17 protein-coding genes, 1 tRNA gene, 3 pseudogenes and 1 CRISPR repeat array are annotated in these 19,244 nt (G+C 32.1%); of the genes and pseudogenes, 8 read left to right on the top strand and 13 right to left on the bottom strand.

The genetic code is table 11. The features are described from left to right. Position 1: 1 nt before the first annotated feature. Both HDR40_RS08580 and HDR40_RS08575 read left to right on the top strand, forming a co-directional pair. Positions 2-1,696, top strand: a complete 1,695-nt coding sequence (locus HDR40_RS08580; RefSeq protein WP_290625325.1) for an ABC transporter ATP-binding protein — start codon at positions 2-4, stop codon at positions 1,694-1,696. A gap of 19 nt (positions 1,697-1,715) precedes the next feature. Next, entirely contained in the window at positions 1,716-2,546 is an 831-nt protein-coding gene (locus HDR40_RS08575) for an energy-coupling factor transporter transmembrane component T (protein WP_290625323.1), read from the top strand. Positions 2,547-2,974: 428 nt separating this feature from the next. Here the strand turns inward: HDR40_RS08575 and HDR40_RS08570 are convergent, their stop codons facing one another. Continuing rightward, a complete protein-coding gene (locus HDR40_RS08570) occupies positions 2,975-4,888 on the bottom strand; it encodes a YSIRK-type signal peptide-containing protein (RefSeq protein WP_290625321.1) in 1,914 nt (637 codons plus the stop codon). Between the two features lie 324 nt (positions 4,889-5,212). Between HDR40_RS08570 and HDR40_RS08565 the strand changes: the two genes are divergently transcribed. Together HDR40_RS08565 and HDR40_RS08560 are read left to right on the top strand one after the other, a co-directional pair. Beyond that, positions 5,213-6,808: an Mbeg1-like protein gene (locus HDR40_RS08565; RefSeq protein WP_290625319.1), complete on the top strand. Its 1,596-nt coding sequence runs from the start codon at positions 5,213-5,215 to the stop codon at positions 6,806-6,808. Between the two features lie 160 nt (positions 6,809-6,968). Beyond that, entirely contained in the window at positions 6,969-7,697 is a 729-nt protein-coding gene (locus tag HDR40_RS08560) for a DUF975 family protein (RefSeq protein ID WP_290625317.1), read from the top strand. A gap of 80 nt (positions 7,698-7,777) precedes the next feature. On the opposite strand, the gene HDR40_RS08555 is transcribed toward HDR40_RS08560, so the two are convergent. Further along, positions 7,778-7,865: transfer RNA gene (locus HDR40_RS08555), tRNA-Ser, on the bottom strand. Positions 7,866-8,089: 224 nt separating this feature from the next. Continuing rightward, a pseudogene (locus HDR40_RS08550) lies at positions 8,090-8,407 on the bottom strand (restriction endonuclease); the annotation flags it as partial. Between HDR40_RS08550 and HDR40_RS09955 the strand changes: the two are divergent. The 4 genes and pseudogenes from HDR40_RS09955 to HDR40_RS08540 all read left to right on the top strand — a co-directional run bounded on the left by HDR40_RS09955 (position 8,393) and on the right by HDR40_RS08540 (position 10,231). Next, positions 8,393-8,737, top strand: coding sequence for a restriction endonuclease subunit S (locus HDR40_RS09955; protein WP_365936799.1), 345 nt, complete (start codon positions 8,393-8,395; stop codon positions 8,735-8,737). The pseudogene HDR40_RS08550 and the gene HDR40_RS09955 overlap by 15 nt on opposite strands. Before the next feature lie 132 nt (positions 8,738-8,869). Then, a pseudogene (locus HDR40_RS09950) lies at positions 8,870-8,923 on the top strand (hypothetical protein); the annotation flags it as partial. A gap of 580 nt (positions 8,924-9,503) precedes the next feature. Continuing rightward, positions 9,504-9,900, top strand: a pseudogene (locus HDR40_RS08545) (type II toxin-antitoxin system HicB family antitoxin). Between the two features lie 106 nt (positions 9,901-10,006). Further along, entirely contained in the window at positions 10,007-10,231 is a 225-nt protein-coding gene (locus HDR40_RS08540) for a hypothetical protein (RefSeq protein ID WP_290625315.1), read from the top strand. Between the two features lie 232 nt (positions 10,232-10,463). Here HDR40_RS08540 and HDR40_RS08535 read toward each other — a convergent pair whose 3' ends face one another. From HDR40_RS08535 to HDR40_RS08490, 10 genes are all read right to left on the bottom strand, one after another. After that, positions 10,464-10,700 carry a helix-turn-helix domain-containing protein gene (locus HDR40_RS08535; RefSeq protein ID WP_290628081.1) on the bottom strand — a complete coding sequence of 79 codons (237 nt, stop codon included), beginning with the start codon at positions 10,698-10,700 and terminating at the stop codon, positions 10,464-10,466. A gap of 185 nt (positions 10,701-10,885) precedes the next feature. After that, positions 10,886-11,047 carry a hypothetical protein gene (locus HDR40_RS08530; protein ID WP_290628079.1) on the bottom strand — a complete coding sequence of 54 codons (162 nt, stop codon included), beginning with the start codon at positions 11,045-11,047 and terminating at the stop codon, positions 10,886-10,888. Between the two features lie 144 nt (positions 11,048-11,191). After that, positions 11,192-11,392 (bottom strand): hypothetical protein, encoded by a 201-nt coding sequence (locus tag HDR40_RS08525; protein WP_290628225.1) that lies wholly within the window; start codon positions 11,390-11,392, stop codon positions 11,192-11,194. Between the two features lie 593 nt (positions 11,393-11,985). Beyond that, a CRISPR array of direct repeats spans positions 11,986-12,312; the repeat unit is 22 nt; unit sequence CCCCACATTCGTGGGGAATACT. Between the two features lie 28 nt (positions 12,313-12,340). Then, on the bottom strand, positions 12,341-13,225 hold the full coding sequence (gene cas2e, locus HDR40_RS08520; RefSeq protein ID WP_290627509.1) for a type I-E CRISPR-associated endoribonuclease Cas2e: 885 nt from the start codon (positions 13,223-13,225) through the stop codon (positions 12,341-12,343). After that, positions 13,222-14,169 (bottom strand): type I-E CRISPR-associated endonuclease Cas1e, encoded by a 948-nt coding sequence (cas1e, locus tag HDR40_RS08515; RefSeq protein ID WP_290627508.1) that lies wholly within the window; start codon positions 14,167-14,169, stop codon positions 13,222-13,224. Before cas1e ends, cas2e begins: the two co-directional genes overlap by 4 nt. A 1-nt stretch (position 14,170) precedes the next feature. Next, complete coding sequence (gene cas6e / locus HDR40_RS08510) at positions 14,171-14,878, bottom strand: type I-E CRISPR-associated protein Cas6/Cse3/CasE (protein ID WP_290627506.1); 708 nt, start codon at positions 14,876-14,878, stop codon at positions 14,171-14,173. A 10-nt stretch (positions 14,879-14,888) separates the two neighbouring features. Beyond that, positions 14,889-15,611: a type I-E CRISPR-associated protein Cas5/CasD gene (gene cas5e / locus HDR40_RS08505; protein ID WP_290627504.1), complete on the bottom strand. Its 723-nt coding sequence runs from the start codon at positions 15,609-15,611 to the stop codon at positions 14,889-14,891. After that, positions 15,592-16,701, bottom strand: a complete 1,110-nt coding sequence (gene cas7e, locus HDR40_RS08500) for a type I-E CRISPR-associated protein Cas7/Cse4/CasC (protein ID WP_290627502.1) — start codon at positions 16,699-16,701, stop codon at positions 15,592-15,594. The genes cas5e and cas7e overlap by 20 nt, the downstream gene beginning before the upstream one ends. 25 nt (positions 16,702-16,726) lie before the next feature. After that, positions 16,727-17,380 (bottom strand): type I-E CRISPR-associated protein Cse2/CasB, encoded by a 654-nt coding sequence (casB, locus tag HDR40_RS08495; RefSeq protein WP_290627500.1) that lies wholly within the window; start codon positions 17,378-17,380, stop codon positions 16,727-16,729. Positions 17,381-17,389: 9 nt separating this feature from the next. Then, positions 17,390-19,081, bottom strand: a complete 1,692-nt coding sequence (locus tag HDR40_RS08490) for a type I-E CRISPR-associated protein Cse1/CasA (RefSeq protein ID WP_290627498.1) — start codon at positions 19,079-19,081, stop codon at positions 17,390-17,392. Positions 19,082-19,244: the final 163 nt, after the last annotated feature.

Genomic DNA, 19,244 nt, shown 5'->3' with positions numbered 1-19,244 from the left:
AATGAATAAACCAATTATTGAATTTAAAGACTTTTCTTTTAAATATGTAAGTCAAGCTGAACCTACGCTTAAACATATTAATCTAGCTATTCAGCCTGGCGAAAAAATCTTAATTGCTGGTCCCTCTGGAAGTGGCAAATCCACAATTGGGAAATGTTTAAATGGCCTTATTCCAGAAATTGACGAGGGAGAAATAAAAGGAACTTGCACTATTAATGGTAAAAATATAACGCAAACATCAATTTTTGATCTTTCTTTTACTACCTCAACTATTTTACAAGATTCTGATAGCCAATTTATTGGTCTGACAGTTGGTGAAGATATTGCCTTTTCACTTGAAAATGATTGTAAAAATCAAGATAAGATGAAGGAAACTATTAAAAAATGGGCTAAAAAATTGAATATTACCAATCTTTTGCATCAATCTCCGCAAGCTCTCTCAGGCGGTCAAAAACAAATAGTTGCCCTCGCTGGGGTTTTAGTTGACGAATCTCCTATTCTTTTATTTGATGAACCTTTAGCTAATTTAGATCCTGCAGCTGGTGAAAAAACAATGGCAGTTATTAACTCAATCCAGCGGGAATTAAATGCTACCGTAATTATTATCGAACATCGCCTTGAAGAAGTTTTAACTCAGCCGGTCGATCGAATAGTACTAGTAGATGATGGGAAAATTATCTCTGATACTTCTCCTAACAAATTATTGCACACCAATAACCTAGAAAAAGCAGGAGTTCGACCTCCCCTATATCTTACTGCAATGGAAAAAGCAGGAGTAGACTTAAGGAAAATTGACAAACTAGATAATATTTTAGCATTACCTAAAAATCCTCAAATAAGTAGTAAATTACAAAACTGGGCTCATTCTAACTTTAAAAATACTACTCATAAAAAGAAAAATTCTTTACTTGTACTTAATCAAGTTGGTCACCGCTACAGTAAAACTCAATCTTATCCCTTACATGATATTTCCGCCACTATTAACCAAGGAGATTTCATCTCAATAGTTGGACAAAATGGGGCTGGAAAAACTACACTTTGTCGGACAATTTGTGGGTTTATTCCCTATTCAGGTAATATTACTTTTAAAGGTCAAAATCTTGCCAATCTTTCTATTAAAGAACGAGCAGAAAAAATTGGTTACGTAATGCAAGATCCCAATCAAATGATTTCACAAAAAATGATTTTTGATGAAGTAGCATTGGGGCTGCGCTTAAGAAACATAAGTGAAGATGAAATTAAAAAACGTGTCATTAGTACTTTAAAAGTATGTGGTCTTTATCCTTTTCGACATTGGCCAATTTCAGCTTTAAGTTTTGGTCAAAAAAAGCGAGTCACTATTGCCGCTATTTTAGTATTAGAACCTGACTTACTTATTCTTGATGAACCAACTGCTGGTCAAGATTGGAAAACCTACACAGAAATAATGAAATTCTTAAGAGAGCTTAATCAACAAGGTAAGACTATTATGATTATTACTCATGATATGCATTTAATGATGGAATACACTAATCGGTCTTTAGCATTTGCTAAGGGGGAATTAATTGCAGACACAACCCCACTTAATCTTTTAACAAATATTGAACTAGTACAGAAAGCTTCACTTAAACGCACAAGTCTATTTAATTTAGCTCAATATTATCAATTACCTGATCCAAATCAATTTGTCGAAGCTTATATTAAAAGCGAGTACTAAAATCTTTAGGAGGTTCACAATGCACGATGAACAAATTTTAGGTTATCAACCTGGAAACAGCTTTATTCATGGGCTTAATGCTACAACCAAATTGATTTTTCTACTATTAGTATCTATCTCTTGTATGATAACTTTTGACACAAGATTTTTATTAGTAATCTGTATCTTTTCATTAATTTTATTAAAAATTGCAAAAATTAAATGGTCTCAAATTTCTTTCATTATAAAATTCATTATGATTTTTGCTTTAATTAATATTATTGCTGTCTTTATCTTTCAACCCACTTATGGTCAAACTCTTTATCATTCTAAAACTGTACTAATCAGTGCCGGATACTTTACCTTAACCGCTCAAGAGTTGTTTTATTTACTAAATGTTATCTTAAAGTATATCTGTTCTATTCCATTAGTTCTTTTATTCTTACTCACAACTAATCCGAGCCAATTTGCGGCTAGCTTGAATAAAATTGGTGTTTCTTATAAAATTGCTTATTCTATATCTCTAGCTTTACGTTATATCCCTAATATTCAAAGTTCTTATTGGTCTATCTCAGCAGCTCAACAAGCTCGAGGTAATGAACTTTCTAAAAAAGCTCATCTTAGCCAAAGAATTCATGGTACTTTAAATATTGTAATGCCACTAATTTTTTCAAGTCTAGATAAAATTGATGTTATTAGTACTGCTATGCAGCTACGCCGTTTTGGCTCAAAGAAAAAACGAACCTGGTATGTGACACAATCCTTTAAATTAGCTGATTATTTAACAATTACATTAGCATTTATTCTTATTTTAATTGTTATCATTTTATTTAGAATTAATTCTGGTCGTTTTTATAACCCATTCAATTAAAAAAACCACCTACTTCAATTGAAGTAGGTGGTTTTTAATTAAAATAAAAAAGCTGTTTACCCTCTAGATAAATTCCAGCTTTCTTATATTTTATTATACAATTTAAAGTCGTTCTCTTCCCTGAACATGTCAGATTCAAGAAACTTCATTAGATTTGCAGCTATAGAAACTTACAAAAACTAATAAATTTTCGTGAAATTTTCCAAGATCGAAATTAAATGTATTTCTTATTGATAATTATATTGCTTTTTGTCGATAAAATTAACTTTTTTACGTAAATTTAATATCGAAAAATTCACCTCGAGCAATACCCTTCAAATATCGCCTTTTCGTATTAAAGCATAACTTTACTTTCATAAAACAAAATAACTATTTGGCTTATATTTTGATAAAAATATTAGTTTAGTTATGAACAATTTAATTAATAATTACTTTACAGGTACAAGGTACTTAGCATAAATGTAGCTACCATCACTTAGCTTCCAAGCACGTTGGCCATTAATAGTACCAACAGCTACAGCGTTAACCTTTTTACCATATGCAATGTTTTTAGTTTTTTTACCAGAAGCGTCCATTAAGTAAGCTTGAACGTTCTTGTAACCCACTTTCCAAGTTTCCTTGGATGCAGTCATCTTAGGTGACTTAGTTGTACTACTGGTTTTAGTAGTTGTTTTCTTAGTAGTAGTAGTTTCAGTTGAAGTGGTCTTTGAAGAAGTAGAACTAATAGTAGGCTTCTTGTGACCAGCAGTTGCACTAGCTACATCTTCAACTTTAATCCATTGATTAGTCTTGTAACGGTAAGCAACAACTTTACCATTTACTTTCTTAACATTAGTAGTATATACGTATGAAACATTTGAAAGTGTAGCAGTAACCTTACTTAACTTGTAATCATAAAGTGATACTTTCTTTTTCGCATCATCTTTAAGTACTACAGTTGCAGCATATGCAGGATAAGTAGTTTTAGTAGTAGAAGTAGTTGATGTCTTACCTGCAGCTACTTTTGCAATATCGCTAACTTTAATCCATTGGTTAGTCTTGTAACGGTAAGCAACAATCTTTCCATTTTCCATTCTTACCATTGTGGTATAGAATGTGGAACCGGATTTAGTAGTAGTAACTTTCTTCAAGTTATGGTCATAAAGTGAAACTTTAGTAATACCATCCTTGATAGTTACTGTGTTCTTAGCAGATTTATAAGTAACCTTAACAGTAGCAGCTGTCTTAGTAGCAGTAAATGTTACCCTAGAAGCTGGAATCCACATCTTATTAGAATCAATTCGGTAATAAGTCTTACCATTCATTATCTTCTTAGAAGTAGTCTTCCAACTACTATTTTTCTTTACAGTAGTTTTGGTAATTTTACCAGCTTCAGTATACAAACGAGTATTCGTCTTTACCTTAACAGTACCATTAACCTTAGTGGTTGTATCAGTAGTTATAACATCACTAGGTTGTAACCAAGTAAAACCACCTTGGGTAGTATTGAAAGTAACTCTGACATAGCCGTCATCGGAAACCTTAATAGTTGCTTTATCAGAAAGGCCACTGTTAGCATTTTCAAGGCTTTCAATTACTTGAGCTTTTTCTTCATCAGTTAAATTCTTAGCGTCTTTTACAACAACTTTTTCATCTGAAAGACGAACCGTAGTTGCAGAAGTGTTTAAACTACCAGTTCTGTTAAAAGTACTAATCCAACCTTCGTTTACTAAAGTCTTATTAGAAAGATTCTTAGTTGAACCATCAGTAAACTTAATAATTGCTTTAGTACCAGATTGAGTAACAGATTCAACATTAGAGTTCAAAGACTTGATCAATTTTTCTACTTGACTAAATTCGCTCGTAGTTAATGAAGTTAGACTTTTAACCTTAACAGGAACGAATAACTCATCACTAGTATTTGGAGTTACGAATTTAGTAGTAGTAGCAAGTGTACCTGCATTTACTAAGTATTCTGCAACTTTAATAGTTTTAACAGTAGTGCCATCTTTTTTAACGATAACTTCACCCTGTTCAGCTTCGGCAGTTACTTCATAACCAGGATTTGCAGTTTGAACTTGTTTTGCAAAATCAGTCACAATTTGAGCATTAGTGCTGTTTTCATTGAAAAAGCCATCATCATTAATTTTGGCAAATTCTGCATCAGTCATATGCACTGTCATATTCTCAATTTTAAGAGAATCTTGGCTTGAAGTAGTCGAAGTAGTTGCAGTAGTATCAGCAGCTTGAACTTCTTGGTTTTGACTAGCTACGCCAAGTAAGGTTGCACCGATAGCAACTGAAGCTGCACCAACAGCTAATTTTCTAATTGAAAATCTAAGTTTCTTTTCGTTTTTCTTCAATGTTGAATTCCTCCGAATATCGCAAAAAATTTATTCAACGCTTATATTATAGGCTATCAATTACTTAGATGGCAACAATAAAAAGTTTAAGAATTGTTAATTTTATATTTTTAAAAATTTTACAATTTTAGCAGATAATATTTAACTCTAAACATTAAAATAGATGATTCAATTATTCACACTTCACAATAATTAAATTTTGATTCATAACTAATCAACCCGAGTTTATGTGTACTTTAAATCAATTCATTTATAAACTAAAAGTAGCAGCTTACCCACCAGAAGCGGTAAAATAAAGATGAGAGTAAAGGATGGATAACAAATATGGACAATACAAATAATATTTTATCCTATATCAAATGGCGTGGAGATATTAGTCTTAATGCACTCCCATTTGGAGAAGTTGATGGGCTAGTATTTGCTGTTTTATCATATATAGATTTTAAAGGCATCGTTTCCAATAATAATAAAGAAATTACACTCAAAGATGCTGCACAAGAATATTTTAAAACTGGTCAACTTCGCAAGAATAGTCCAGGACAAAAAGAATTACTCAAACTAATGTCCCAGTCTAAGCGTTTCTCTGATGCTAAACTCTCTTTTTATATAGAGACTTTGACTCATGAAACTCAATTTAGCGCAATCAAAATTAGGCTTTCTGATAATACACATTATCTTGCTTTTCGTGGAACTGATGACACAATTGTCGGCTGGAAAGAAGATTTCGAGATTAGTTTTAAAACTACTGCAGCTCAAGCAGCTGCTTTATCATATGTACAAAAGATTATTTCTCACGATGATACATTATATACTTTAGTTGGACACTCTAAAGGTGGAAATTTGGCAGAATTTGCTGCATTAAACTTGCCTACAAATTTAAAAAATAAAATAGCAGCCGTTTATACCTATGATAGTCCAGGACTAAGTAAACGAGTCGATGAAGTACATACGAAAATCAAACGATATGTCCCTGAATTCAGTATTATTGGCCGCTTATTTGAGCCTGAAGAAGGCGAAGATGCTACTATTGTTGTTTCTAATCGAACACAATTAGCTCAACACGATCCATTAAGCTGGGAAGTAGAAAGTTCCAAATTTGTCACTAGTAAACATCGCAACCCACAATCCGTTATCTATAATCAAATGATTAATAAATGGATTGAAGAAGCTACACCAGAAGAACGCGAATCATTAACTAATGATTTATTTGGTGCTCTAGCTGCCAGCGGATCCGAAAAAATAACTGAATTAAATAAAAATGGCTTTGGTGGTTTTGGTGCTATACTCTTTTCCTTAACTGATTCTTCTCGTAGAACGCGATTTGTTTTAGGTAGTTTATGGCACACAATTTGGTCTAGCATTCGTGGTTTACATCTCGATCGACTCTTCATTACACGAGAATCGTTGATTGGTTGGGGGATGATTATTTTAGGGGTTATCAATCTAACTTTCCCTAACTATTCATATCGCTCATTTGGTTTTCTAGCTTCACTATTTGGAATTTTTTGGAGTGCTAGTCATATTTTAGATATTGCTACTTCAAAATTTAAAACTCAGCAAAAACGTTTTTTCATTATTTCATATTTGATAGTTTTTGCCTTATCGATTGGCATTATTTCTAATAATAAATTACTGGGCTTTTTAGCTCATTATGTCTTAGGCATTTTCCTTATTGGCTTTGCCTATATAAAATTACGTCAGGTTATTTTAAAAAGATCATCATTCATTTTCAAAAAGATTGTTGATACAATTGAAGGTTTGCTAGCTTTTGCGGCAGGAATTATGATTATCATCAGTCCCAACTCCTTTAATACAAAAACTATTGTACTCGTTGGTATCTTTTTAGTAGTCTATGGTTTATTTAAATTGATCTTAGAATTATTTTCACAACGCAAAAAAATGCCAAAAAGTCATCGATAATTTAACGTAATAAAACCCTCCTACAGTAAAATTTATGTAAGAGGGTTTTATTGTCTTATGTTAAAAAGCTACCTATCACCGTTTTTAGTATCTTCCATGCTAAAATTATTAGTAATTATAATTATGAAAGGTTATTTTATAAGCAATGGGAAATCAAAAAGTGTCTAATGATAAAAAGAAAGCCAAACAGTCGTTACATGGCAATTGGGATAAGATGATTATCTTAATGATCTTTATTTTATTATTTGGAGTTCTAATCAAGATTAGCAAAAAAATTGCCTTATTTTTGGCCCTCCCCTTAATGTTTCTATATCTAGTAATCAAAAATGCTATGCGTCTCGCAGTTTATCTTACAAAAGAAAATAAATTAACAAATGGTCATATAATTCCATGGGAAAAAATATTTAAGCTTAGCTCATATTCTTTAATTATTCGTATCTGCTTCTTAATACCTGCTTTAATAACTATTAGCATTCTTCTCTTTCAAACAAAACCAATATTTATATGGTTTTTACACCATCATACACTTTCTACCTTTGATTATCGTCTCATTATTAATCAATTTCTTACCAAGCCTATATTAATAATGCTTACACTATTGAGTATTATCCTTTGGTATCTAGGAGATGTAATGTATGAATCACTATTCTTTTCTATATTCTTATTAATTATTGATGAACCTAAACTAACAAGTTTTGAAGTACTTAGACGTAGTTTTCAAATATCTAAGCCATGGCTGAAAGAAAATATGCAGTTAATCATCAGCTTTTTGCCATGGAAATTATTAGCAGTAGTAACATTAAGTTTGTCACATGTCTATAGCCAACCTTACTACTACATGAGTTTAGCTGAACGCTATGAACAAATGAAAAATGAAGCCACATTTTAATGGCTAGTAAATTTTATTCTGTGGAAAGCAAAAAAGATGCCGCTAAGTCCTAGAGCTAAGCGACATCTTAATTTTATAAAAGGAGAGTACAGGATTTGAACCTGCGCGCCGGTATAAGCCGGTTCGCCGGATTTCGAGTCCGGTGCATTACCACTCTGCCAACTCTCCATAACTTTGTTAATTATACCATACTGTACTTATTTAGTGTAAACTATATTCAATAAAAAGCCTACTGAAATTCAGTAGGCCGTTTTTATTTGACTTAATTTAGTTCTCATACTCTAGATTAATCAGTTTATCCAGAAGCTATAACCCATCCCCATAGAGCTTAGTTATTAACTTCAATATAGCCCTACTAGTAATGGCTTAGTTTGCTGCTCTGATCACTAACTTTATTTAAAAAATGTTTTATCCAACTCGTATATAGTCTTAGGAGTAACAAATACTTGGTACTTTGCAGTTAAATCTAATAACTTTTCGCCATCAATTAAGGTTATAATTCTAGTTCCTGAACGGGCTGCTTTAACTGCTTCTCTAGTGAAAGAAGATGTAGTAATGAATACACCATATTCAGCCCTAAATTTATCCATTGATCCTCTAAATTTGTCAATTTCAGGGGATGAAATCATATTATTTATATTCCAACGTTTAGCCTGAATAGCAACACGTGTAGTTCTAAAGTCATCATTAGTTAAATAATCATAGCCCATCACCCGAAATCCGGTACTGTATATCGTGGAATTGAAGATGCTTTAGATTCTACTTTAAAAGCATATTTCCCTAAATACTCAAGTTCTTACTTATATCATTTTTTAAAAAGTAATCAAAATAAAATTTATTTTAATTTTCGCACTCCTAATATTCCGCATGTGGTTAAAGATTTTTCTACTAAATTTATGATTAAAATACCATCTAATAAAGAACAAAAAGTTATAGGCAATTTATTAGATAAAATAAATATATACCAAGAAAAAAATAAAAGTAGAAGAAATTCATTGAAAAAATTGAAACGATTCCTTCTTCAAAATATGTTTGTTTAAGTAGAGTAAAAATACAATGTATGTATATCGTAGTATAATAAAAGTAAATTTATAGAGACAGAAAGGATGTATTATTATGTCACATACATATAGTTACCGCGCTAACGAAAAAGATCATGATGAAGTGAAAAAATACTTGATGAATTAGGTCTAGATGTTTCAACAAGTATAAAAATCTACTTTAAGCAAATTATTAAACAAAAAGGTATTCCCTTTTCTCTTACCACTAATTCCGATACTCCTACTAAAGAAACTAAAAGAGCACTTCTTTTAGCTGAAGCTAAAGATATGGGCTTAATTGAAGATAATACTCCTGGTTTTACTAATAATAAAGATTTGATGAATTATATGAAAAATCGTGCAGAGGATCTTAAGTAATGTATGAAATTAAGTTAAAAATATTATTTATATTTTATGTATAAAAATTTTGTACTTTTCTTCATTAGATATAGCCTTTTCTGTATAATTTATACAGAAATCAAGGAAAGGAAATAAAAGAATGCGCTAACAAAACTAAAAATGGTTTATTATGCTTAAAAGATCAGTTTCTAAAAGTGATGGACATAAAAAACTTCTACATCCAGATTGCAAAAATTTTGATGTATGATGAAGAGTTAAGCAAACGTACGGAACAATAATCATTCAAGACGCTCAGTCAAAACTTAATAGGCATGACAAACTTGTCTTATAAATAAAGAAAGTGAATCATTTATAATTAAACGACTTTACAACTCGTTTGTTTGGCATATTCTTTTAAAATTATCTAATGAATGAAAAAAGTAAGGAACTTATCTATCCCGTCATTGTTACAGAATGCAATGATGAAACAGGACATTATTTCAGCGTTGTTTCGCCTAATATTAAAGGTATGGTGACCGATGGCACCAGTTTACAAGAAGCGATGATACATGCAGAAGATGCAATCGCCACCATGATTTTTGATACTGAATATCCAGAAGTACAAGACCCTAGAAAATGGAAGCTTGAAAAGGATGATTTCATTATGTGGGTCCCTGTGAATATGGATAAATGGTTAAATCAAAATAAAAACTGTCAGAAGAAATGTATCTATTCCAGAAAATTTAAATAATTGGGCTAAGAAAAACAAAATTAATGTTTCTAAAGTTGTGACTGATGCTTTACGTAATATGCAACAATCATAAGTAGTGGTAAATAAATTAATATATTAAAAGTTAATATCATTAAGTCAAGAACTTAACATGATATTAATTAAGGATCATCACTACTTAGAGTCATAACTTGATTTGTTTGGCTGAGGATTCAGGAAATTATTTTCATCGTTTATGTTATAGTTTAAATCTTTTAACTACTAACAATAGACCACCAGAAATTGGCTATTTTATAGATAAATATTCAAAAGCAGAACTCCAAAAAGAATTAAAAGAACGAGAAAAGTTTGCCAAAAAGCTTATTGAATGTAAAATATTACAACGTGAAGTAGATACTTACATAAAAGAAAGATGTGCTCAATAATATGTCCTAATTTTAGGGTTCATATCAGAATCACTCAGTTAGTCTTGATAATCTATATAGATTACAAATTACTCTAGGATGACCCCACTTGCGTTCGTAATCAAGGTATTATATAACCGTTGTAATCAACTGATACATCAACATTTATCGCTTTTGAACGTGCAACAAAAATAAAAAGTCTGCTGAAATTTAGCAGGCTTTTTATTATACTCCGTATATAACTTTTATTATATCACTTTTCTAGTTCAATTAATTCATCTAATACTTCACCCGGTGTCTTACCCAACGTTTTAGCAACTGCACTTATCACTTTCACTGTTTGTCCTGATAAAGGTTTAGTTGGTGCAACCGCATTATATAAAGTTGTTTGAGCGATCCCTGTAGCCTTATAAACTTGATATCTGGTTACATTATGTTGGTCCAAGTATTGTTGTAAAATATTTTTCATAATTATTTCTTTCTTTTTCATTATAGTATCTTCGAGATTATCCAACCCAAAATGCTTAGTTCAAGTATTAAAAAAATAAAAACTCGAGGACGTAAGTCTAAATCAAATTTAAACTTAATTCCATTAATTGTTTTTGTGAATTTGTAACGTTTCATATTTACTTATTGAAACAGGCTTGTTAAAATTGTGTATAACAAGTAGGGGATTTAACCTCCCCATCTTGCCATTACTTCCACTTGAAGTGGACTGTTAAAGTCGGTATCACGAAGAGAGTCAAATGCAACTCTATCTCTACTTCGACCGGCTTTTTTATTTTGGATTTTATCCAAGCCCAAAGTTTCAATATTTTCACCTCTTTTCCATTCCATAATTATTTACCTCCTTTCTCTTTCAACCTTCATTTATATAATGCCATATAAGGAAGTAAAATACAATAGATTATGCCAAAAAATATACATAAAAAAGACCACCAGGGAACTAGTCCCCTGATGGTCTCCCTTAATCCCTTAGAATTATAATTGTGTCTTACTACTCTTTAATCTTCCCTCTCTTTCAAGTACATATCTTTTTATATCTTCTAAATCATCTTTAGAAGCCATTTCCAAAATAAATTTCTTAGTTTTTGAACGATAATTATACAAAGTGTTCTTATCTTTATTCTTATCATTCCACTTTTTGTTTGCTTTTTTCTTTGCCTCAGTTATTTTAGCCATTAAAACCACACTTTCCAAACTATAAAGCCAACCAAAGCTAAAATAGTGATTACCCAAAACCGAACAGGATAGAACCACAATTTAGCTTCGGTTTTTGTTTCACTGTTTGAGTATTCAAATATTAATTTTTTCATCTTAATAATCCTTTCATGCTATAATTGTGTATGAAAAGGAAGGGAGCCTCAATCCCTCCCCTTTCATTTACCACCACTTTGTGATGGTTTGGTTTAATTCGAAGGTTACAATTACCAATTTTATTCTAATGTGAATGGTAATTGTAGCCTTTTTCTTTTTAGGCTTAGGTCTGTGCCAAAACACTTTTATCACCTCCAACCTATTCCTATTTTTCCTCCTTTCACTTACTATAATGCACCTAGATAGATACTAAAATAGATAAATTTTATAAGTTAGCAACAAAAAATAAGTTACTCTAAAATTTTATGAATCTCCTAGGGTGACTACTTTTGTACCATATATTTTATTAATTAAATTACTACTGAAAAAAGATTTAAAAACAAAAAAGACTAACTAAAGGAATGAATGCCTCGGTTAGTCTTTATAATCTATGTAGATTATAAATTACTCTAGAATGACCCCACATTCGTGGGGAATACTGTTTGGACTTGTAAATTAATTGTTATTGCTTGGGATCATCCCCACATTCGTGGGGAATACTTTTTCCAGCCTGCTTTGTCGGTATAAACAATGGGATCACCCCCACATTCGTGGGGAATACTTTCAGTATCTAAGCCCACGCATAGCTTTATTGGGATCACCCCCACATTCGTGGGGAATACTATTATATTGCGGTGCAGTCTTACCTACTAATGGGATCACCCCCACATTCGTGGGGAATACTTTTGTTTTCACTAAAAATAATCTGCTTTCCGGGGATCACCCCCACATTCGTGGGGAATACAGTAATTAAAGCCCGTTGTTATAACCTTCCTAAATGTTGATTCTACCCTTTTCAATTAGTTTTTTCAATAAGTCTAATACAGCACGTGCATCAAACAACGCATGATGAGGATGCTGATTAGTTATATTATATTCTCTTAACACTGTACTTAATTTATAATTATCTAAAAATATATTTGATTTTTTAACTATCGGCAATAAATCTTTTAGCTCATTCATAAAAATTTTTCGATGCAACTTTTTATATTCACGAACCAAAAAATTATAGTCAAAAGATAGATTATATCCTATTACTAACTTATCTCCAATAAATTTTCTCAAATCAGTTAAAGCATCCCCTATCCCAACTCCTTCACTAACTAATAGTGCTTGAGTTAATCCAGTTAGTTTAGAAATTTCATTAGGAATCTTACAATTTGATTTTATTATTCGATAAAATTTTTTATAATCTTTATTCTTCTGACTATACTTAACTGCACCAATAGATAGTATGGCATCTTTTGAAAAATCTAATCCCGTAGTTTCTATATCAATTGATACTACCGAAGAAAAAATATTATCTATTCTTACATTTTTTCTATATTTTCTAGCTTGATGATACTGAGACACTTTACTAAAACCGTATTCATGAGCAATCGGCTGCATTTTTAGTTGCTTCAACAAAGGTATACCATCAAAATCAATGATCTCTTTATCTTTTCGTGTAGTTTTAAAGGTATATCCTAATTCATTATTAGTACTATAAATTAAAGTAGCCTCACCTTTACCTATGTTAGATAGGATTCTCTCCCACAATAAATCGCGAATTCGTGCATTGAAGTTTCCAACATAGACCCCACTCTGAACTTCTTGACACCATTTTGTCAAATCTCCACGCAAAGATTTTGGAACTTTAGTAAGGGTAATAACTATCATGACTCTACCTCATGATACTGAACGCCGAACTTCTGCAACCCTTCTCTATCATCCCATAAGCTCATAGAAACTTGAACTACTTCACTATCTTTAGCAGCATCCCCTAATAAAATACTTTTTAAATCTTTAACCATCTGAGTAAGTAATTTACCACTACGAAATGCATCTCTCATCGCAATTCTAGTGTGAGTCGCAATATCATGGTCTCCATATTTAGCGGTCGTCTTAAAAGCAATTGGAATTGAATAATCTGCTTTGTATAAATCCGCAAAATCATACACAAAGGATAAATCATGACCTGTATGAATAAATCCTAATCCTGGCGAAACACCCAAAGCAGCAATTACACTATAACTTAATCCATAAAGTGCCTGATGAGCTGCTGTTAGTGCTTTATTAATAGCTGTACCATCTTCAAAATTATCAACCTTATATTCTCGCTTTGTCCAGGCTACACCTGTCAATTTAGATTGCTCTCGATAAATCTTTCTAACCCGCGAACCTTCTTTACCTCGAAGCTGTTGCATAGTTAAATGAGTAAAATCCTCACCTGGAAAACGTATTTCATACATTTTTCTTGCCACAGCTAAGCGGCTTCTACGATTAGAAACTAGCTTTGCCTGCACTTCGAGTAATTGTGAAGAATGATTAAGCGCACAACCATGTGCATACTGACGAACCCCCCATTCTCCTACCCACACAACTGCAAGCCCAGAATCTCCCATCAATTCCATAGCTCGATGGGTAACATCTACACCTGGCCCTAACAACAAAACACTTAACAGCGCTACCGGAATATTAACAATTCCCTGACTATCAGAAACTTGAATCGCACTATCTTGCCTATTAATTCGAGCGTGTTCTAAATACAAAAAACTTATTCTATCAGAAACTCTACCTAGCTCTTGTAGCTCTGGTTTTTTCGCTCCAAAATTTTTCTCCATTTTAATCTTCCAATGGAATTACTGTTAATAATCCCATGCCATATGCTTTCTCTCTACCGATACCATTAATAAGAGCCTCTTTAAACTTTTCTAAGTCAGTAATCTCTAAAACTCCTTCAAAGGTTACGCGGCTCAGTTTCATTCCTCGACTATTTCCTTTTCGACGAAGTAATGGCCAATCACGTGAAGTAACATCTAATTTATAGATGTATTCTTTTTGATCTAATACTTCTCTGTTTTTAATTATTTGATAAGGATGTAGATTCTTATACTTAACTACTTCAAAGCCATGCTTATCCATCCGGTCTAAAAGCCAGTTTATTTGTTGCAAAATCGTGATGTGTGGTACCACCCTTGACTTACCCGTTGTAGCATTAGTAATGCGGTGCGTAGGATTGGCAGTTAGTCTAAAGCGATATCTTTTTCCTTCAATCAAATTATTAAGAAATTGATCATAATCTTTAGTTGCAGCAGTGCCTTCAACGCCATACTTTTCTAATTTATCTAAATCAGGCTTTTCTTTACTTAATACTAAAAGGTAGTTTTTATTACCAACTGAGTCAATTCTCCATAAATGACGTAATCTTTCTTTATTTTTAATTTCATCAGGAAAACTTTGCTCAATCCAATTATGATAAGCGCCCAAATGAGATAAATCACTTATTTTTTGACGATTCTTAGTATCAATTTTAACTCTCGATAGATACATAATTATCCTCCTAAATAGCTGACCAATAATCTAAATCACTACGAAAATGTTTTTCTTGCTCATATTCAAGGTTTTCAAGTTGAACTTTCTTTTCTGTTATTGCGCGATATTTATGATATCTATCTTTTTGATTAAACGAACCTACCTTATCCTTGGTAAAAATCACTTTACCATCAGGAATAAGGACAGCATCTGCGATTATTTTAGCTGTGAATTCTTTTTTAGGGAATTTTTTCTGGTACCATTTAGAAGCTTGCCAAGGTAAATCTTCTAAAACTTGGATTGGATTTTTATCTTGAAAATCATCAACTTTCAGCGGTCCTGCAGGTGGATTAGATCTTCTTCCTAAATAAAGTTGAAATTTAGGATGTTTCAAAGCGTTAATTAATTGATCAATTGCTTGATTATCATTACTGCCAATTGCTACCACAAAAACAGCATCTTGCAAAAACTGACGATAAGTTAACTTACGAGCAGTTTTAGTTGAACTTTTATGATATTCTACCGTTTGAAATTCAGTCATCATTTTACTCGGTTGTTCAATCCGAACGGCTACTAGTAATTTATTTAATTCTTCAATTCTAGAATTATCCCTTTGATAACCCAATGCTGCAGCAACCATACCAATAATTGCACTCTTTGTTGGATAATAATTCGTCGTTCTCTGATTAAAATCAGCCTGATTTCCGTACGACTGCAAGGGCGCAGTTAATCTAATCGTTGCTGTCTTCATCTTTTAACTCCTGACCAATAAACTCAGTAGTTTGATTAATCAAATCATCAATATTTTGGGCTTCATTATCAATCTTAGATTCTTTACTTGTTAAAGCAATACTAAATATTGGCTGATCAACAAATTTTAAGCTATTCTTATTTTCCGCTTCTAATCGCTTAATTGAAGCATTTACATATCCTCCATTTGAGTTAACCGGCGTTTCAAAAGCAGATACTAAGTTAACTGGTGTATCATCACGTACATTAATCAGCACGTATTGTGGCAAAGTCTTGTTAGCATAGCTATTTTCCTTACCCGTTGGCATTGTCATGATGAAATCTTTGATAAATAACTTCAAACCTTCTAAAGTTAAGTCCTTACTACCTAAATTATGCATTAAGTCTCTAACATTCACATTTGCATATCTATACAAAGTTGAAGAATTATATTCAAGTGTTCCCAACATAGCTGACCCAGATTCATTATCTTCTTTAACATCATCTACTGCAGTATAAAAATCAAATTCTGGTGTAACTTCATGAGTAGAAACAGCATGAGCTACTTGACTAGACGCATCAACATTCAATTCGGGATTATCAGCCACCATTCTACCAAAAAGAGCTAAGTCTAATGATTGATTACCCATTAAAATATTTTTGATTTCTTTTGCTGCATCTTTATCTAATTTATCAATCTCTAAAGTAAATTTAGCAATTTTTTCCAACTGACCGTCACTAACCAAGAGCAATGCTTTAGTTGAATACTCTCCCGTATCTTTATTCTTATCAAGACCCTTTATTCCAGCAGCTTTAAAAATTTTCTCTGCTTTCTCATTTGCATCTTTATCACTTAATTCATTATCAAGTTTTTGTAATTTTTTAGCCAAAATAGTTGGTGCTTTCAATGTACGATAGCTCTCCAGCCACTCTGCATCCTTAGTTTCTTCCTCAAATGCTAACCGCATTGCTCTCTTCCAACTTTGAGATGAAACTCTTGAACGAGGCACACCACCGTAAATTGCAGTTTTAGGGGAACCAGTATCATCACGGTTAATATTTGAGGATGGCACAGTTTGTAATAAATTAATATCTAAATACATATTCTTCATTTTATTCTTTCTCCTTGAATCATGATTAATTTTCTTCATTTTGATTTTTTAGTGCATAGGTATTCCAGTAATAATCTCTTCCCCACTTTAAAGCAATTTCTCTAGCTGTCTTGGGGCTAATCTGAAACACATTTAAGTCACTGGCTAATTGGGCAAAATCAATTTTGAATCCTAGTTTTTTGCCTTTAAGCATACTTACCAAATGAGTGATTGATTTAATAGCACTATTTATGTTTGTTGTCGCTAACAGTACTGTTACTCGTCTATCTAAAGCTTCTGCAACTTTAGAATCACTATTTTTCACCATTCTTAAGGCGCTAAAAAGCGTAAGACCTTTTTCTTCGGACCCTTCTTCATCTTTTCTAGTAGTGGAAGCAGCGTATACACATGTTTGGTCAATTCCTTGTTGAAACATTGCATAACAATGTAATGCCGTATAAATAGCATTTTCCTGTCTAGTAGGATTACCATTTGTACTCAAAATATTAATCTGCGCATTTTTATTATCAGTTGCTATATTATCAAAAATAAATGGCCAAACTTTTTCAGCTCCTTTATCAGCCATAGAAGTAGTTCTTCTTAATGTAGCCAAAACGCCTTTATTAATTTCTCCATTATTATATAGTTGATAAATTATTCGTGCTGTTATAGAACGAATAGTATTCTTTTTGTTACTCATACTATCCCCTTACTTTGATTTGAAATATACATGTATATTTCTTCTTAATTTATTATAGATAGTAAAGACATTCTGCTTATCTCTACCAATTATTTCCTGTGAAGCTGATAATGTAAAGATTTCTCTAGCTTGCTGAGTAACGATTTGGGTTAAAATTTTTCGCCATTCTTTGACTTTAACCTCACGATCGTCATCATTCGTTAAACTCGAAAGCCATGCATAAAACGGTATATTCAACTGATCATAAAACCGTGCTGTTGCTTTATTGGCCCAGCTATTATCTTTTATGCCTCGAAGTTCAGAAAATTCTTTTGCAAACCAGTAGAAATAACTTGCAATTTTTTGCGTATCTATAACTACAGATTCAATTTTTACAGGCCATCTTTTAGCAAATTCATGATCATCGTCAAATAATACCCCAGCTTCAGCTTCCATATTATTGACTACTTCTGCATATGGAGATTGCGAGGTATTTCCATCACTAATCATCGCTACAGAAACTAAGTTTATACTTCTAAGTTTAGGAATAAACCCCTTATTTTTAAGATTCCGAATCCAATTTACCATTATTGGAGTACGTGGGTCATCATCATTTTTTTTCACAGCAACTGGTACATATTGACCAAAATTACGCCACATAGCAATATTTAAATTATTTCTATTCTTAGTCGCTGGACTTTCTACACCTTTTTTATCTTTACGCCAGGTAGTCATTGGTTCTAAAAAGATTCCATCACTATCAACTTTTGGTAATCCAGCAGTAAAAATAGTTGGTTTATCCTCATCCCACTCAATATGGAGCATCCTACTCCAGAGTGTATATAATTCTGCCAAATTGTCAGGAAACTTCGCAGTCAATCGACGCTGAATATATTCATTAATATCTTCATATTCCCAAACTGGTTTTTGCTTAAGTACTCTTAGGTCTTCATCTTTATCATTTATCAATGTTAAATTGAACATTAATGTTTCAAATAAGTCATTGCCCTTAACAAAAACAGGAGAAATCGAATATAGCCATCCCTTGGATACTGAAAATTTTTCTTTTGAGGATACCTTAGTTTTATCAGTAACTCCAGAAAAATTCTGATAGGTAATCAACCATCTCGTTAATTCAGCAAAGTTCGTTTTATTTTTCTCCTCTTCGGATTTAGGAGAGAATATAGACGGTGTGTTATTGCTTTCAGAGATTCTGCGATTTATCTGCTTAACGGCTACTGTACCTTTTCCTTTAGAAACTTGCTTTTTAGCATCAACATTTTGATCATATACTTCTCTAGTAACCTGATAAAAGGGAGTATCGCCAAATAAATCAAATTTATTCTTGTACTTATTTAAATACTCTACTACTTTATCAGTGAAACCCTGCTGTTTATAAATTTGCTTCCAAGTTTTCAATAATATCTTATTCAACTTATCGATATCATCATCTATCTCAACCACTCGCCATTTATCATCTAATTTTAACCACTCATACTGTTCATCATCAGCATCAAAACGAGTATAGACAGTTAAAAGTATCGATAATAAAAAACGCAGTATCGCTAAATCTTGAGCGCGGGTATCACCAGTAAGTTGATAATATTTACCAATATTTTGAAATAATTCAGTTAGGGAGATCTCTTTTTCAGCATAATCATCTTTACTGATTACTTTGATCCATGGATCTGTTACCAAATTAAAACGCAATTTACTATTCACTCATTATCACTCCTTTTTATAGATATATATCTAACATTTATATTTAAAAAATACATCTTAACAAAGTCATTTACAAGTGTTTTATAAAAAATAAAAAGGCAACATCACTTAATTGATATCGCCGCCTCATAAAATGAGGATTACTCTTTAGAAATATAACTAA

The sequence above is a fragment of the Lactobacillus sp. genome (assembly GCF_014803895.1).
The sequence above is the reverse complement of the archived record's forward strand: the minus strand, read 5'-3'. Positions and strand labels throughout refer to the sequence as shown.

What these genes read in the sequence shown, in the direction of transcription:
- HDR40_RS08575 (WP_290625323.1), top strand. Translation starts at nt 1,716, where the DNA reads ATGCACGATGAACAAATTTTAGGTTATCAACCTGGAAACAGCTTTATT.
- HDR40_RS08530 (WP_290628079.1), bottom strand. Translation starts at nt 11,047, where the DNA reads ATGGAATGGAAAAGAGGTGAAAATATTGAAACTTTGGGCTTGGATAAA.
- HDR40_RS08535 (WP_290628081.1), bottom strand. Translation starts at nt 10,700, where the DNA reads ATGAAAAAGAAAGAAATAATTATGAAAAATATTTTACAACAATACTTG.
- HDR40_RS08525 (WP_290628225.1), bottom strand. Translation starts at nt 11,392, where the DNA reads ATGGCTAAAATAACTGAGGCAAAGAAAAAAGCAAACAAAAAGTGGAAT.
- cas6e (WP_290627506.1), bottom strand. Translation starts at nt 14,878, where the DNA reads ATGTATCTATCGAGAGTTAAAATTGATACTAAGAATCGTCAAAAAATA.
- cas1e (WP_290627508.1), bottom strand. Translation starts at nt 14,169, where the DNA reads ATGGAGAAAAATTTTGGAGCGAAAAAACCAGAGCTACAAGAGCTAGGT.
- cas7e (WP_290627502.1), bottom strand. Translation starts at nt 16,701, where the DNA reads ATGAAGAATATGTATTTAGATATTAATTTATTACAAACTGTGCCATCC.
- cas2e (WP_290627509.1), bottom strand. Translation starts at nt 13,225, where the DNA reads ATGATAGTTATTACCCTTACTAAAGTTCCAAAATCTTTGCGTGGAGAT.
- cas5e (WP_290627504.1), bottom strand. Translation starts at nt 15,611, where the DNA reads ATGAAGACAGCAACGATTAGATTAACTGCGCCCTTGCAGTCGTACGGA.
- HDR40_RS08580 (WP_290625325.1), top strand. Translation starts at nt 2, where the DNA reads ATGAATAAACCAATTATTGAATTTAAAGACTTTTCTTTTAAATATGTA.
- HDR40_RS08565 (WP_290625319.1), top strand. Translation starts at nt 5,213, where the DNA reads ATGGACAATACAAATAATATTTTATCCTATATCAAATGGCGTGGAGAT.
- casB (WP_290627500.1), bottom strand. Translation starts at nt 17,380, where the DNA reads ATGAGTAACAAAAAGAATACTATTCGTTCTATAACAGCACGAATAATT.